At 66.3% G+C, this 14,941-nt stretch carries 13 protein-coding genes; 11 read left to right on the top strand and 2 right to left on the bottom strand.

From position 1 onward, the window contains the following. Nucleotides 1–42 precede the first annotated feature (42 nt). The 4 genes from ACQ7JA_RS08110 (at nt 43) to ACQ7JA_RS08095 (ending at nt 5,330) form a co-directional block, all read left to right on the top strand. Nucleotides 43–1,761, top strand: coding sequence for a proline--tRNA ligase (locus ACQ7JA_RS08110; RefSeq protein WP_430896405.1), 1,719 nt, complete (start codon nt 43–45; stop codon nt 1,759–1,761). Next, nucleotides 1,758–2,393 carry a lytic transglycosylase domain-containing protein gene (locus ACQ7JA_RS08105; RefSeq protein WP_430896403.1) on the top strand — a complete coding sequence of 212 codons (636 nt, stop codon included), beginning with the start codon at nt 1,758–1,760 and terminating at the stop codon, nt 2,391–2,393. Before ACQ7JA_RS08110 ends, ACQ7JA_RS08105 begins: the two co-directional genes overlap by 4 nt. 83 nt (nt 2,394–2,476) lie before the next feature. Beyond that, a complete protein-coding gene (locus ACQ7JA_RS08100; protein ID WP_430896401.1) occupies nt 2,477–3,949 on the top strand; it encodes an alkaline phosphatase in 1,473 nt (490 codons plus the stop codon). A gap of 10 nt (nt 3,950–3,959) precedes the next feature. Then, nucleotides 3,960–5,330: an alkaline phosphatase gene (locus ACQ7JA_RS08095; protein ID WP_430896399.1), complete on the top strand. Its 1,371-nt coding sequence runs from the start codon at nt 3,960–3,962 to the stop codon at nt 5,328–5,330. Nucleotides 5,331–5,514: 184 nt separating this feature from the next. Here the strand turns inward: ACQ7JA_RS08095 and ACQ7JA_RS08090 are convergent, their stop codons facing one another. Both ACQ7JA_RS08090 and ffh read right to left on the bottom strand, forming a co-directional pair. Then, nucleotides 5,515–5,907 (bottom strand): SWIB/MDM2 domain-containing protein, encoded by a 393-nt coding sequence (locus ACQ7JA_RS08090; RefSeq protein ID WP_430896397.1) that lies wholly within the window; start codon nt 5,905–5,907, stop codon nt 5,515–5,517. Between the two features lie 232 nt (nt 5,908–6,139). Beyond that, nucleotides 6,140–7,507, bottom strand: a complete 1,368-nt coding sequence (gene ffh / locus ACQ7JA_RS08085) for a signal recognition particle protein (RefSeq protein WP_430896395.1) — start codon at nt 7,505–7,507, stop codon at nt 6,140–6,142. A 357-nt stretch (nt 7,508–7,864) separates the two neighbouring features. On the opposite strand from ffh, the gene ACQ7JA_RS08080 reads away from it, so the two are divergent. From ACQ7JA_RS08080 to ACQ7JA_RS08050, 7 genes are all read left to right on the top strand, one after another. Continuing rightward, on the top strand, nt 7,865–8,836 hold the full coding sequence (locus tag ACQ7JA_RS08080; protein ID WP_430896393.1) for an ABC transporter substrate-binding protein: 972 nt from the start codon (nt 7,865–7,867) through the stop codon (nt 8,834–8,836). A gap of 82 nt (nt 8,837–8,918) precedes the next feature. Further along, on the top strand, nt 8,919–9,707 hold the full coding sequence (locus tag ACQ7JA_RS08075; RefSeq protein ID WP_430896831.1) for an ABC transporter permease: 789 nt from the start codon (nt 8,919–8,921) through the stop codon (nt 9,705–9,707). Nucleotide 9,708: 1 nt separating this feature from the next. Continuing rightward, on the top strand, nt 9,709–10,536 hold the full coding sequence (locus ACQ7JA_RS08070) for an ABC transporter ATP-binding protein (RefSeq protein WP_430896391.1): 828 nt from the start codon (nt 9,709–9,711) through the stop codon (nt 10,534–10,536). Between the two features lie 59 nt (nt 10,537–10,595). After that, the gene (locus ACQ7JA_RS08065; RefSeq protein ID WP_430896389.1) at nt 10,596–11,402 is read left to right on the top strand and encodes a cytochrome C assembly family protein; all 807 of its coding nucleotides are present in this window, start codon (nt 10,596–10,598) and stop codon (nt 11,400–11,402) included. Continuing rightward, a complete protein-coding gene (locus tag ACQ7JA_RS08060) occupies nt 11,399–11,647 on the top strand; it encodes a PP0621 family protein (protein WP_430896388.1) in 249 nt (82 codons plus the stop codon). Before ACQ7JA_RS08065 ends, ACQ7JA_RS08060 begins: the two co-directional genes overlap by 4 nt. Nucleotides 11,648–11,655: 8 nt before the next feature. Next, nucleotides 11,656–13,305, top strand: a complete 1,650-nt coding sequence (locus ACQ7JA_RS08055) for a sensor histidine kinase (protein WP_430896386.1) — start codon at nt 11,656–11,658, stop codon at nt 13,303–13,305. A 35-nt stretch (nt 13,306–13,340) separates the two neighbouring features. Next, nucleotides 13,341–14,801, top strand: a complete 1,461-nt coding sequence (locus ACQ7JA_RS08050) for a sigma-54-dependent transcriptional regulator (RefSeq protein WP_430896384.1) — start codon at nt 13,341–13,343, stop codon at nt 14,799–14,801. Nucleotides 14,802–14,941 lie beyond the last annotated feature (140 nt).

Here is a 14,941-nt window from a genome sequence, read left to right as displayed (position 1 = left end):
AGGTTGATTATAACCCTCTCTTTTTAAAAAGAATTCACGGATATGCGCGCCTCACGATTTTTTATTTCAACTCTTAAAGAAGCGCCTTCCGACGCGGAAATCGTCAGCCACCAACTGATGATGCGCGCCGGGATGATCAAGCGGCTTGGTTCGGGCATCTACACCTATATGCCGACCGGCCTGCGGATCATCCGCAAGGTCGAGAACATCATCCGCGAAGAGATGAACAAGGCGGGCGCCATCGAACTCCTGATGCCGCTGGTGCAGCCGGCCGAACTCTGGCAGGAAACCGGCCGCTGGGACAAGATGGGCCCCGAGCTGATGCGCGTCAAGGACCGCCACGGCCGCGAGTTCGCCATCCAGCCGACCTCGGAAGAAGTCGTGACCGACGTCGTGCGCAGCGAACTGAAGTCCTACCGCCAGCTGCCGATCAACTTCTATCACATCCAGACCAAGTTCCGCGACGAGCGCCGTCCGCGCTTCGGCCTGATGCGCGGCCGCGAGTTCACCATGAAGGACGCCTACTCCTTCGACCGCGACGTCGAGGGCATGCAGAAGTCCTACGCCACCATGTTCGAGGCGTACAAGCAGATCTTCACCCGCTTTGGCCTGAAGTTCCGCGCGGTGGCGGCCGACAACGGCGCCATCGGCGGCACCGGCTCGCACGAATTCCACGTGATCGCCAGCACCGGCGAGGACGCGCTGGTCTACTGCCCGGACTCGGACTACGCGGCGAACATGGAAGCGGCGGAAGCCCTGGCCATCGGCGAGCGCGCAGCAGGCACGCAGACGCTGACCAGGACCTCCACCCCGGGTAGAACGAAGTGCGAAGCGGTGGCCGAGCTGCTGAACATCCCGTTGCAGCACCACGTCAAGAGCATCGCCCTGACCGTCGAAAACGAAGGCAAGAAGACCTACTTCCTGCTGCTGCTGCGCGCCGACCATGAGCTCAACGAGATCAAGGTGAGCAAGGTGCCGGGCCTGAAGGAATTCCGCTTCTCGACCGAAGCCGAGATCCAGGAAGTGTATGGCACCGTGCCGGGCTACCTCGGCCCGATCGGGACCAGGCTGCCGGTGACCGTCGTTGCCGACCGCACGGTCGCCAACATGGCCGATTTCGTATGCGGCGCGAACGAAGCCGACTACCACTACACGGGCGCCAACTGGGGACGCGACGTCGCCGAGCCGATCGTCGCCGACCTGCGCAACGTGGTCGAGGGCGACGCTTCGCCGGACGGCAAGGGCAAGCTGGCGATCGAGCGCGGCATCGAAGTGGGCCACGTGTTCCAGCTCGGCACCGCCTATTCGGAAGCCATGGGCGCGACTTATCTGGACGAAGCCGGCAAGCCGGCCCCGCTGCAGATGGGCTGCTACGGCATCGGCGTGACCCGCATCCTGGGCGCCGCCATCGAGCAGAACTTCGACGACAAGGGCATCGTCTGGCCCGATTCGATCGCACCGTTCGAGCTGGTGCTGTGCCCGATGGGCCTGGACCGCAGCGAGATGGTCAAGGAGCAGACCGAGAAGCTGTACGCGGACCTGCAGGCGGCGGGCATCGACGTGATCGTCGACGACCGCGGCCTGCGTCCGGGCGCGATGTTCGCCGACTGGGAGCTGATCGGCGTGCCGCACCGCGTCGTGATCGGCGAGCGCGGTCTCAAGGAAGGCAATCTGGAATACCAGGGCCGCCGCGACGAAGCCGCCACCAGCGTGCCGGTCGACGGCATGGTCGCCTTCATCAAGGGCAAGCTGGGCAAGTGATCCAGGCTGCGCTGTTCCCCTTTGCCGCGGCTGCGCTGCTGGCCTTCGGACTCTTGTGCGGGGCGGCCAGCACACCAGCCTACGCCGGCAACCAGAAGGAAGAGCAGCTGGCCGACTCGGTGCGCCTGGCCCTGGCCAACGCCATCCACGACACCCGGCCACCGAAGCCCGTGCTGCGCGATGCGCAGGCGCGGGCGCGCTACCAGGCCTGGTTCGACGAGATGTCCAGCCGCCTCGCCAAGCGTATTCCGGATACGCTCTCGCGCACCGAATTCCTGGAAACCGTCTGGTACGAGTCGACCCGCGCCGGGCTGGATCCGGCCATGGTGCTCGGCCTGATCCAGGTCGAATCGGCCTACCGCAAGTACGCGATCTCGATCGCCGGCGCGCGCGGCTACATGCAGGTGATGCCTTTCTGGACCAAGGTGATCGGAGACAGCGACCGCCGCATGCTGTTCAATATGCAGACCAATCTGCGCTACGGCTGCTCGATCCTGCGCATGTACATCGACATGGAGAAGGGCAACCTCTACCTTGCCCTCGGCCGCTACAACGGCAGCCGCGGCAAGCCGCAGTACCCGAACGCGGTGCTGGCGGCGTGGAAGAAGTGGGAGTTCAAGCCGGCCGCCTGAGCCAACAATCCCGCAACATATCGAATCATCCATATGGTCCTTCTGCGGTGTATGCTCTCCGCTTTCCGTCTTTAGAGGTACCTATGCGATTGTCTCCTCTCGCCGGCGTCGCGCTCGCCATCGTGCTGGCCGGCTGCGCTTCGGCCCCGCAGGCTCCGCAGCAAACCGCGGCACAACAGAACCCGGTCGACGGGCGCGCGAAAAACGTCATCTTCTTCCTCGGCGACGGCCTCGGCGTCAACACCCTGACCGCCGCGCGCATCTTCCACGTGGGCGAGGAGGGCCAGCTGGCCATCGACCGCCTGCCGGAATCGGCCTTCGTCAAGACATACTCGAACGACGCCATGGTCACCGACAGCGCGGCCGGCATGGCCGCCTACATGACGGGTGTCAAACAGAACAACGGCGTGATCTCGATGTCCTCGGGCACGCGTTCGATCGCGCCGGGCAAGGATGCCAACGGCAACGCCCTGGTGAGCCGCTGCGATGAAGCCGGCGCCAACGGCGCGCCCGCCGCCACCCTGCTGGAGCTGGCGCGCCGCCGCGGCATGGCGCTGGGCGTCGTCACCAACACCAGCGTCACCGACGCGACGCCCGCGTCCAGTTACGGCCACGGCTGCCACCGCAAGCTCGAGACCGATTTCGCGGCCATGCTGGTGCCCGGCGGCGCCGGCTACAACAGCGCCCTGGGCAGCCGCGGCATCGACGTGATGTTCGGCGGCGGTACGCAATTCTTCACGCCCTTCGCAGGCGGCGGCAAGCGTGCCGACAACCGCGACCTGCTGGCGGAACTGGGCCGGCAGGGCTTCCGCGTGGTGTCGGATACGGCGCAGTTCAACGCATTGGGCGCCGACCCGGCGAAGCCGGCCATCGGCCTGTTCGCCCAGAACCACATGGACTACGACGCGGTGCGCAAGCCGGCGCAGCAGCCGAGCCTGACCGAGATGACGCGCAAGGCGATCGACCTGCTGGCGCCGCACGCTGCCAGCTCCGGCAAGGGCTTCTTCCTGGTGGTGGAGGGCGGCCTGATCGACCACGCCCTGCATGCGACGCTCGGCAAGCGCGCGCTGCAGGAAACCGTGTCCTTCAACGACGCCATGCAGGCCGCCATCGAGAAGATGGAGCAGCTGGACCCGGGCCTGAAGAACACCCTGATCGTGTCCACCGCCGACCATGACCACACCCTGCTGCTGAACGGCTACGCGGTCCGCACCGGCAAGACCACGCCCACCAATCCCGGCGTGCTGGGCCTGGTGCGCAACCTCGACGGCACCCCGAAGCTGGACAAGAATGGCCGTCCCTTCACCATCATCGGCTTCGGCACCGGCGAGAACCGCGTCAACGGCCCGCGCGGCAGCCAGCCCGCGCTCACCGACGAGATCGTGACGCGCGACGACTACCACCAGGAAGCCGTGGTGCGCACCCGTCCGGGCGCCGAGACCCATGGCGGCAGCGACGTCTACCTGGGCGCCACGGGCGCCGGCGCGGAGCTGTTCCGCGGAACCATCGACAACACCCGGGTCTTCAGCCTGATCAAGAACGCCGCCGGCCTGTAAGGAGAGCACCATGCACAAACGACTTTCGACCCTGGTGCTTGCCAGCCTGTTCACGACCTCCGCCTGGGCCGCGCCGCAGGCGAAAAACATCATCTTCTTCCTCGGCGACGGCATGGGCCCGACCACCATCGCCGCGGCCCGCATCTTCAGGCACGGCGAAGAAGGCCTGCTGAACTTCGAACGCCTCGAGCGCACCGCGCGCATCAAGACCTACTCGAACGACTTCCAGACCACCGACAGCGCACCGTCGATGGGCGCCTATATGACGGGCGTGAAGATCAACCAGGACGGCATCTCGATGAAGGATGCGCGCGCCATCGATCCCGAGAAGGACGCCAACGGCAACCGCACCATCGACAAGTGCGGTGCGAACAACGGCTACGTGGCGCCGACCATCCTCGAACTGGCCAAGGCGAAAGGCAAGGCAGTAGGCGCGGTGACGACCACCGAGCTGACGCACGCGACGCCCGCCTCGACCTTCTCGCACGTCTGCCACCGCGACGCGGCCTACACCATCGCACGCCAGATCGTGCCGGGCGGCGAGGGCTACAACCCGGCGCTCAAGGACGGCGTGGACGTCCTGATGGGAGGCGGGCGCCACCACTTCACGCCCTACGACAAGGCCGGCAATCCCAGGGGCCGCGCGGACGGACGCGACCTGATGGCGGAATTCGGCGCGCAAGGCTACGCCGTCGGCCGCACCCGCGCCGACATGATGTCGGCGCGCCCGGGCCGCAAGTTCGTCGGCATCTACAGCGCCGACGACCACCTCGATTATTCGCTGGCGCGCCGCGCCGAGCAGCCTACCCTGACGGACATGGCGCTCAAGGCGATCGACCTGCTCTCAAAAGATCCGGACGGCTTCTTCCTGATGGTCGAAGGTGGCAAGATCGACCACGCCCTGCACGACAACAATGCGAAGAACGCGCTGGCCGACACGGTCGCTTTCGACGAGGCGATCCAGGCCGCGATCGACAGGATGCGGCAGATCGATCCGGGCCTGGAGAACACCCTGATCGTGATCACCGCCGACCACGACCACACCATGGTCCTGAACGGCTACCCGAAGCGCGGCAGCAAGGTGCTCGACATCGTCCACGACTATGCGACAGGCCAGCCGAAGAAGGACGCCGACGGCAAGACCTTCACGGCCCTCGTCTTCGGCAACGGCAAGGTGCGCCCCGATGTGCGCGCCGATGTGGACAGCGCCACCGCGCTGCGCGACGACTACCAGCAGGAGGCAGGCGTGCATACGGTGTACGAGTCGCACGGCGGCGGAGACGTGAAACTGTATGCGGTGGGGGCGGGCTCGGCGCCGTTCAAGGGGACGATGGAGAATACGCAGGTATTCCATCTGATGAAGGCGGCGGCAGGCCTCTGATCGTAAGGTGGGCGGTCCTCCGCCCACGCGTTCAAATTACGTATGTTGAATCCGCACCGTGGTTCATTACCGTGCGTTGACCGCGTGGGCGGGAAGACCCGCCCACCCTACAAAACCCAAAAACAAAAAGCCCCGGTTCCCCGGGGCTTTTCATTTGCAAGGCTACTGGACAGCCGGCCAGTGCTTACTTCAGGTGGTCCGAAATGAGCTTGGTCATTTCGAACATCGACACCTGCGCCTTGCCGCCGAAGACGGCTTTCAGCTTGTCGTCGGCGTTGATCATGCGACGGTTCGCTGCGTCCTGCAGGTTCTGTGCCTTGATGTAGTCCCAGACCTTCTTGGTCACTTCGGTACGTGGCAGCGGCTTGTTGCCCACCACTGCTGCCAGTTTGTCCGACGGGGTCATCTCTTTCATGAAAGCGGCGTTCGGCTTGCGGGCCGCTGCAGGCTTCGCTGCTGCTTTTGCAGGAGCTGCTGCTTTCTTCGCTGCAGGCTTGGCAGCTGCGGCCGGCTTGGCGGCGGCAGCGGTCTTTTTAGCTGCTGCTGGCGCTGCGGTGGATTTTTTGGCTGTTGCCATCTTCGAGCCTCCTAAAACGATCACAGGGAAATTGCGTTATTTACGCACGGGCTTATATTGGTGGCCTTTTACTGTTCGTGCAAGTCTTTTTCGAAATTTTTTCATTCTTGTAATCCCTAAAATGCGAGCTATCGCACACTCATCGCATATTCATTGATGAAAACGACCCTTCAAACGTAAAAAAACCGCGCAAGGCCAATGCCCGCGCGGTTTTCATCGAAGCGCCCGTCGATCAGCGCAGGCCGGGCATCATGCCTTTCATCCCGCGCATCATCTTCATCAGGCCGCCGCCCTTGAGCTTCTTCATCATGGTCTGCATCTGGTCGTACTGGTTCAGCATGCGGTTCACTTCCTGCACCTGCACGCCCGCGCCTGCCGCGATGCGGCGCTTGCGGTTGGCCTTGATCAGTTCCGGCTTGGCGCGTTCGTGCGGTGTCATCGAGTCGATGATGCCGACCATGCGGCGCACCTGCTTCTCGGCCTGGTCCATATTGGCCCCGCTAGCCGCCTGCTGGAACTGCGCCGGCAGTTTATCGAGCAGGCCGGACATGCCGCCCATCTTCTTCATCTGGGTCAGCTGGGCCTTGAAGTCGTTCATGTCGAACTTGCCGCCGCCCTTGATCTTGTTGGCCAGCTCGGTCGCGGCCTCGGCGTCGACGCCCTTGCGCGCTTCTTCGACCAGGGCCAGGATGTCGCCCATGCCCAGCACGCGGTTGGCCATGCGGGTCGGATCGAAGGCTTCCAGGCCGTCCAGCTTTTCCGAGACGCCGGCGAACTTGATCGGTTTGCCGGTCACGTGGCGCACCGACAGCGCCGCCCCGCCGCGCGAATCGCCATCGAGCTTGGTCAGCACCACGCCGGTCAGGGGCAGGGCGTCGTTGAAGGCCTTGGCCGTGTTGATCGCGTCCTGGCCCAGCATGGCGTCGACCACGAACAGGGTCTCGACCGGATTCACGGCGGCGTGCACCGCGGCGATCTCCTGCATCATCGCTTCGTCGATACCGAGGCGGCCGGCGGTGTCGATGATCAGGACGTCGTGGTAGTGCTTCTTGGCCCAGTCGAGCGCATTGCGCGCGATGTCGACCGGCTTGTCGTTGGCGGTGCTGGGGAAGAAGTCGGCGCCGACCTGCTTGGTCACCGACTCCAGCTGCGCGATCGCGGCGGGGCGGTAGACGTCGGCGGAGACGGTCAGGACCTTCTTTTTCTTCTGCTCTTTCAGGTACTTGGCGAGCTTGCCGGTGGTCGTGGTTTTACCCACGCCCTGCAGGCCGGCCATCAGGATGATCGCCGGCGGCTGCTGGGCGAAGGAGAGCTGGGTGGCGTCGGGACCGAGGTCGGCGCCCATCAGGGCGGCCAGCTCGCGCTGCACCACGCCGACCAGGGCCTGGCCGGGGCTGAGCGAACCGATGACTTCTTCGCCCAGCGCTTTTTCCTTCACTTTGGCGATGAATTCGCGCACCGCCGGCAGCGCCACGTCGGCTTCCAGCAGGGCCATGCGCACTTCGCGCAACATCTCGGCGGTGTTGGCCTCGGTGAGGCGCGCCTCGCCGCGCATGGTCTTGACGACCTTGGCAAGGCGTTGGGTAAGGTTATCTAGCATGTTCTACCTGACTAATATAGACAGTTCGGGTAGGGTGGACGGGTTTCCCGTCCGCGCGTTCAACTCCCTCATGAACCGATGCGGCGCATGCTGCTCTCGCACTGTTTGAACGCGCGGACGGCGAAGCCGACTAGGCGCCCCCGTCCACCCTACGATAAACCAGCATTCTACCTTGCGGAAGCCGCCGAGTTCGACCGCAGCAGCCATATAGCGCATTTTTTCAGCACTTGTGATGCGTTCGATCACCCCGAACGCTTGCCTGATTTGACACATCTCACGTACTTATAGGCCATTTCCCGTCAGCATCGTCTTCTGTGCAGCATCGTTTGCCTGCACCGCATTCAACAGGAGAGAAGCATGACGAAGGTATTCGGCAGCATCCTTTTCGCGGCCACCCTGCTTGCAGCAGGGGGCGCCGGGGCCCAGGAGGTGATCCGGCTCGGCAACCTCAAGCTGGCCCATTTCGGCGCCGTTTCCTATATCAAGGAAATCGCACCCAAGTGCGGCATCCGCGTCGAGGAGAAGACCTTCGCGAAGGGGCTGGACGTGATGCAGGCGATCATCGCGGGCGAACTGGATGTCGGCGCCACCGCTTCCGAAGCGGCGATCTCGGGGCGCGCGGGCGGGGCGCCGATCGTCGCGGTGGCCGGTTTCGCGCGTGGCGGCGCGCGCCTGGTGGCGCGGCCGGAGCTCGGCATCCGCACCGTGGCCCAGCTCAAGGGCAGGCGGGTCGGGGTGACGCGCGGCGCGATCCAGGAAGTGCTCCTGATGGCGGTGCTGGCCAAGCACGGCTTGACGTCCGCCCCCACGCCCGGCAAGGACGTGCAGCTGGTCTACCTGTCCTATCCGGACCTGAACCAGGCCCTGCTGGGCAAGCAGATCGACGCCATGATGCAGTCCGAGCCGCAGTCCTCGCAGGCCATCAACAAGGCCTTCGGCGCCGAGGTCCTGAAACCCTACGACACCCCGATCGGCGAGCCGGTGCGCACCCTGGTCATGACGGAACAGTTCTATCGCGAGCGCCGCCCGGCGGCCGAGAAGTTCATGCGCTGCTTCGTCGAGGCGACCAGGACCTTCATCGACCAGCCGGCCGTGGCCGAGAAATACGTGCGCGAGGCGATCTTCAAGAACCAGATCTCGAGCGACGACTTCCAGGACGCGATCCGCAATTCCCCGTATTCCTATGCCCTCACGCCCGAACACATCCAGGTCACCACCGACATCATGGTGAAAACCGGCGTGGGCCGCATGGCGCGTCCGCCGCTGGCGAAGGACTGGGTGCGGACCGACCTGCTGGAGGCCGCCATGAAGAACCTGGCCGTGCGCTGAAAGGAATGCCATGAAGATTCCGGACAGGCGAAAACGGTCGCGCGAGCGCTGGCGCAATCCGTGGTACCAGCGGGCAATCGGCATGGTGGCGCCGATGCTCGCGATCGCGCTCTGGCAGTGGGTGGCCTATCAAGGCTGGGTCAATCCGCAGGTGCTGCCGGCGCCGCTCGACGTGTGGCGCAAGTGGGTGGCCTACCTGCTGCCGCAGGTGCCCTTCGAGCAATACACGGAAGGAGGGCGCTGGTCCTGGGCCTTCTCGGGCGAACTGCCGATGGACATCTGGACCAGCATGTTCCGCGTGGCGGTCGGCTTCGCCATCGGCGCCGGCCTGGCGCTGCCGCTCGGCCTTGCGATGGGCGCGAGCCGGGTCGTGTACGCGTGGATGAACCCCCTGGTGCAGATCCTGCGTCCGATCCCGCCGATCGCCTACATCCCGCTGGCCATCCTGTGGTTCGGCCTGGGCAATCCGCCGGCCGTGTTCCTGATCGCCCTGGGCGCCTTCTTCCCGGTCCTGATGAACACCATCGCCGGCGTGCGCCACGTGGACGGCATCTACCTGCGCGCGGCGCGCAACCTGGGCGCGAGCGGGACCACCATGTTCCTGCGCGTGATCCTGCCGGCCGCCGTGCCCTACATCCTGTCCGGCGTACGGATCGGCATCGGCACCGCCTTCATCGTGGTGATCGTCTCCGAGATGATCGCCGTGAACAACGGCCTGGGCTTCCGCATCCTGGAAGCGCGCGAGTACTTCTGGTCGGACAAGATCATCGCCGGGATGATCACCATCGGCCTGCTTGGCCTGGCGATCGACGTCGCCATGAACCGCCTGAACAACCATCTGCTGCGCTGGCACCGCGGCCTGGAGCACTGACATGAACGCACCGCAGGCATTCACGCAGCAAGCCGTGGCCCCGCACATCCGCATCGACGGCGTGCACAAGGCTTTCGAGACAGGCGGCCGGACCGTCACCGCACTGCAGGACATCCGCCTCGACATCCCGCGCGGGCAGTTCACCTGCCTGCTCGGCCCCTCCGGCTGCGGCAAGTCGACGCTGCTCAATGCGGTGGCGGGCTTCTCGCTGCCCAGCAGCGGCACGATCACGGTGGACGGCAGGATGGTAGAGGCGCCCGGCCCGGACCGCGGCATGGTGTTCCAGGAATACGCGCTGTTTCCCTGGATGACGGTCGAGGACAATATCGGCTTCGGCCTGCACATCAAGGGCAGACCGAAGGCCGAGATCCGCGACATCGTCGGCGGCCTCCTGTCCATGCTGTCGCTGGGCGACTTCCGCCAGCGCTTTCCCAAGGACCTGTCGGGCGGCATGCGCCAGCGCGTGGCGATCGCGCGTGTGCTGGCGCTCGACTCGCCCATCATGCTGATGGACGAACCCTTCGGCGCCCTGGACGCGCTCACCCGCCGCAACCTGCAGGACGAGCTGCTGCGCATCTGGTCGGAGCTGAAGAAGACCATCCTGTTCGTCACCCACAGCATCGAGGAAGCCGTCTACCTGGCCGACCGCATCGTGGTGATGACCTACCGGCCGGGGACGGTCAAGCGCGACCTGCTGGTGGACATGCCGCGCATGCGCGATCCGGCCGCGCCGGAATTCAACCAGCTCAAGCGCGAGCTCGGGGTGCTGGTGATGGAAGAGCAGCAGCGGCATCATACGGACGAGCTGAGGATGGCGGCGGTGGATTGAGCGTCCCTCGGGCCCGCCGCCCCCGCCACCGTCGCGATCCGATGGTGTAGACTTCCAGTATGCAGAACTCCCTCTTCCTCGCCGCGGCCCTGCTGTACGCGGTGTGCGCCCTGCTGCCGTCGCGCCGGGGCGCTCTCATATCAAGCGTCACCGCCGTGGCCTGGGTGGTGCATGGCGCCGCGCTCGGGCTCGACGTGGTCGCGCCCGGCCGCCTGCGGGTCGGCTTCGCCATCATGCTGTCGAGCGCCCTGTGGGTCTCGGTGGCCGCCTACTGGCTGGAAAACCGCAATTTCGCCCTCGACGGCATGCGCCGCCTGGTGATGCCCTTCGCCTGCGTGGCCGCCACGCTGCCGGTGATCTTCCCGGGCAGCCTGCTGGCCTTGAGTAGCCAGTCGCCCGCCTTCGGCTGGCACGTGGCCGTGGCCGTGCTGGCCTACAGCACGCTCACCATCGCCGCCTTCCACGCGGTGCTGATGGCGCTGCAGGAAGCGCGGCTGCACGCGCGCGGCGGGGCCTCCAGCGGCTGGCTGGCCGGCGCCCTCGACCAGCTGCCGGCCTTGCTCACCATGGAAAAGCTGCTGTTCCGCGTCATCTGGATCGGCTTCATCCTGCTCAGCCTCACCGTGCTGTCGGGCGTGGTGTTCTCCGAACAGCTGTTCGGCCGCGCCCTGCGCTTCGACCACAAGAGCGTGTTCGCGCTGCTGTCCTGGCTGCTGTTCGCGGCGCTGCTGGCCGGCCGCCGTTATCAAGGCTGGCGCGGCAAGACCGCGCTGCGTTTCACCCTGGCCGGCTTCGCCACCCTGGCGCTGGCCTATGTCGGCAGCCGCTTCGTGCTCGAAGTCGTCCTGCACCGGGGGGGCGCATGACACGCATCCTGTTCTGGATCGCCCTGGTCGTTCTGATCGGGATGGCCTTGCGCGCCAAGCTGAAGAAGATGTCGAACCAGCAGCCGCCGTTCCGGCAGCCGCAGCGGCCGCCGGAACCCGTGCGCGAAATCGAATCGATGACCCAGTGCGCGCACTGCGGCCTGCACTTCCCGGCTTCCGAGGCGGTGCACGCGGACGGCCACGACTACTGCTCGCCGGGCCACGTGCGCCTGCCGCCGAAGTAAGCCGGCCGATGGCTCCACGGCAGGCGATCTCGCGCGAAGCGCGCTCCACCTTGTGGCGCTCGCTCCAAACCTTCAACGTCACCCGCATCGTCATCGCGCTGGTGCTGATGCTCTACCTGGGGCTGGACATTGGCGACGACGGGGTGCATGCCACCCCGAGCACCGAGGCCTGCCTGGTCTACCTGGCGGCGGCCCTCGCTTTCGCTGCCGTGGGCACCTGGTGGAAGCGCCGCTTCGTGCTGCAGCTGGGCGTCCAGGTCGCGGTCGACCTGGCCGTGATCTCGGCGCTCTACCTGGCCGCCGGCGGCATGCGCAGCGGCCTGGCCATCCTCTACCTGTTCCCGCTGGCCGGCGCCGCCATCCTCGCGCCGCTGCTGCTGGCGCTATTCTCGGCCTCGGTCGCGACCCTGTTCCTGCTGGCCGAGAGCGTGTGGCAGGTCTTCATGCAGGAGCGCCAGCCTCCCCTGATGCAGGCGGGCCTGTACGGCGCCGCCTTCTTCGCCGGGGTGCTGCTGGTGAACCGCCTGGCCGCGCGCCTGATCAAGCAGGAAGAGCTGGCGTCCCAGCGCGGCACCGACCTGCACGTCCAGCAGCTGATCAACCAGATCGTGATCGCCGACGTCGGCGACGGCATCCTGGTGGTGGGCGACAACGGCGTGGTCTTCACCGCCAACCCGGCGGCGCGCCGCATGCTCGGCCTGGCGGGGGAAGTCGCGGGGTTCCGCCTGGGCGAAGGCCCCGGGATGGAGCCGCTGGCCCAGGCCTTCACCGCGTGGCTGCGCGCGCCGGTCGATGGCGCCGTCTTCGTGACCGTGAAACCCTACCAGGAGACCGAGGGCCTGCTGCGCGGGCGGCGCGACCAGCCGGCGCACCTCAAGCTGCGCTTCGCGCGGGTCGACACGCTGGGTGGCACGCTGGGACGCAGCGTGGTCTTCATGCAGGACGTGAGCGCCATCGAGAACCAGGCGCAGCAACTGAAACTGGCCTCGATGGGGCGCCTGACCGCCAGCATCGCCCACGAGGTGCGCAACCCGCTGTCGGCCATCGGCCACGCGACCGCGCTGCTGGCCGAAGACCTGCACGGCCCGGCCGAGGTGCGCCTGTTGAAAATCGTCGGCGACAACGTGGCGAGGGTGAACCGCATGGTCGAGGACATCCTGCAGCTCTCGCGCAAGGTGCAGCCGAACGGCGAGCCGCTGCAGCTGGCCCCTTTCCTGGCCGAGCTGAAGGCCGAATTCTGCGAGATCCACGGCCTGGCCGATGATATAGTCTATATAGGCGACGCTGCGAGGAGTTCGGTGCGCTTCGACCCGCTGCACCTGCACGAAGTGCTGCTCAACCTGCTGGGCAACGCGGTGCGCTACGCCAGCCACCAGCCGAACAGCATCCGGGTGTTCCCGGCGCGCGACGCCGCCGGCCGCATCGAGCTGCACGTGCAGGACGACGGCCCGGGCATCACGCCGGAGGTGCGCGCCCACCTGTTCGAGCCCTTCTACACGACTTCGAGCAAGGGCACGGGCCTGGGGCTGTATCTCGCGCGCGAGCTGTGCCTGAACAACGACGCGAAGCTCGACTACGAATACCGCTTCGACGCCGCGGCCATGGGGCCGCGCAAGGCGAGCGGACGCTTCGTCATCAGCTTCGCGCAGCCGGCCTGAAAACCGGCCGTACCGTATATATATTAGAGAGAACCATGGCCGCACCCCGCATCCTCGTGGTCGACGACGAAGCCGACCTGCGCGAACTGCTCGAGATCACCCTGCTCAAGATGGGGCTGGACGTCGACAGCGCCGCCACGCTGCGCCAGGCGCGGTCCCTGGTGGAGGAGCACGACTACGCCCTGATCCTGACGGACATGCGCCTGCCCGACGGCCTCGGACTGGAGCTGGTGCGCGAGGTCGCGGCATCGAACAAGGCCGCGCCGATCGCCGTCATCACGGCCTACGGCAGCGCCGAGAACGCGGTGGTGGCGCTCAAGGCCGGCGCCTTCGATTACATCTCCAAGCCGGTGGCGCTCGACGCGCTGCGCGTAATGGTGCGCTCGGCGCTGAAACTGTCCGAAGCTCCACCGCTGGCGCAGGACGGCGCTGCTGCCGGCTCGCGCATGATCGGCTCGTCGCCCGCCATGCAGTCGCTGCGCGCCCAGATCGGACGCCTGGCGCGCTCGAACGCGCCGATCTCGATCACCGGCGAATCGGGCAGCGGCAAGGAACTGGCCGCGCGCGAGATCCACGCCCAGAGTTCGCGGGCGTCGAAACCGTTTGTCGCCGTGAACTGCGGCGCGATTCCCGAAACCCTGATGGAAGCCGAGTTCTTCGGCTACCGCAAGGGCGCCTTCACCGGCGCCTCGGACGACCGCGACGGCTTCTTCCAGGCGGCCAACGGCGGCACCCTGATGCTGGACGAGGTGGCCGACCTGCCGCTGCCGATGCAGGTGAAACTGCTGCGCGCGATCCAGGAGCGGCGCGTGCGCAAGATCGGCGCCACCGTCGAGGAACCGGTCGACGTGCGCATCATCAGCGCCACCCACCAGGACCTGGCGCGCTGCGTCGAGCAGGGCAGGTTCAGGCAAGACCTGTTCTATCGCCTGAACGTGATCGAGCTCTCGCTGCCGCCGCTGCGCGAACGCATCGACGACCTGGCGCCCCTGGTCGACGCCATCCTGGCGCGCCTGGCCGGGCCGGGGCAGGCGACCCTCGGGCCGGGCGTGCTCGATGCCCTGCGCGCCTACTCCTTCCCGGGGAATATCCGCGAGCTGGAAAACGTGCTGGAGCGGGCGCTGGCCTTCGCCAACGACGGCGTGATCGAAGTCGGAGACCTGTCGCTGAAGGCGGCGCGGCCCGGTGACGCGGTGGTGCGCGAGCCGGCGCCGATGACTGCCTCCGTGACGCCCGTCGAAATCGCGGTGGAACTGGAGCCGGCGCCGGCGCCGGCGGCCGAACCGGCGCCGGTCGCGCCCGGACTCGGCCCCAACGGCCTGCCCGGCAACCTGCCGGAGTACCTGAGCCAGGTCGAGCGCGACATCATCGGCCGCGCGCTGCAGCAGACCAATTTCAACCGCACCCAGGCCGCGGCCCTGCTGGGGATCAGCGTGCGCCAGTTGCGTTACCAGATGCAGAAGCTCGAGATCGTCGCGCCGGAAGACAACGCCTGAACTCTTCCGTACCGTAGGGCGGGCGGGTCTCCCGCCCACCCTACGAAAGGCAGAGCCGCACGTGTCATCATGTTGTCTTTTCGCCAGCGCAAAATGCCCCACTTTAATGCACCGGGCATCGCTTTGATGAAGGCTTGAGC

The organism is Massilia sp. BKSP1R2A-1 (assembly GCF_050586525.1).
Taxonomy (GTDB): Bacteria; Pseudomonadota; Gammaproteobacteria; order Burkholderiales; family Burkholderiaceae_D; genus Telluria.
Note: the sequence above shows the minus strand (reverse complement) of the source record. Positions and strands in the feature narration are given on the sequence as shown.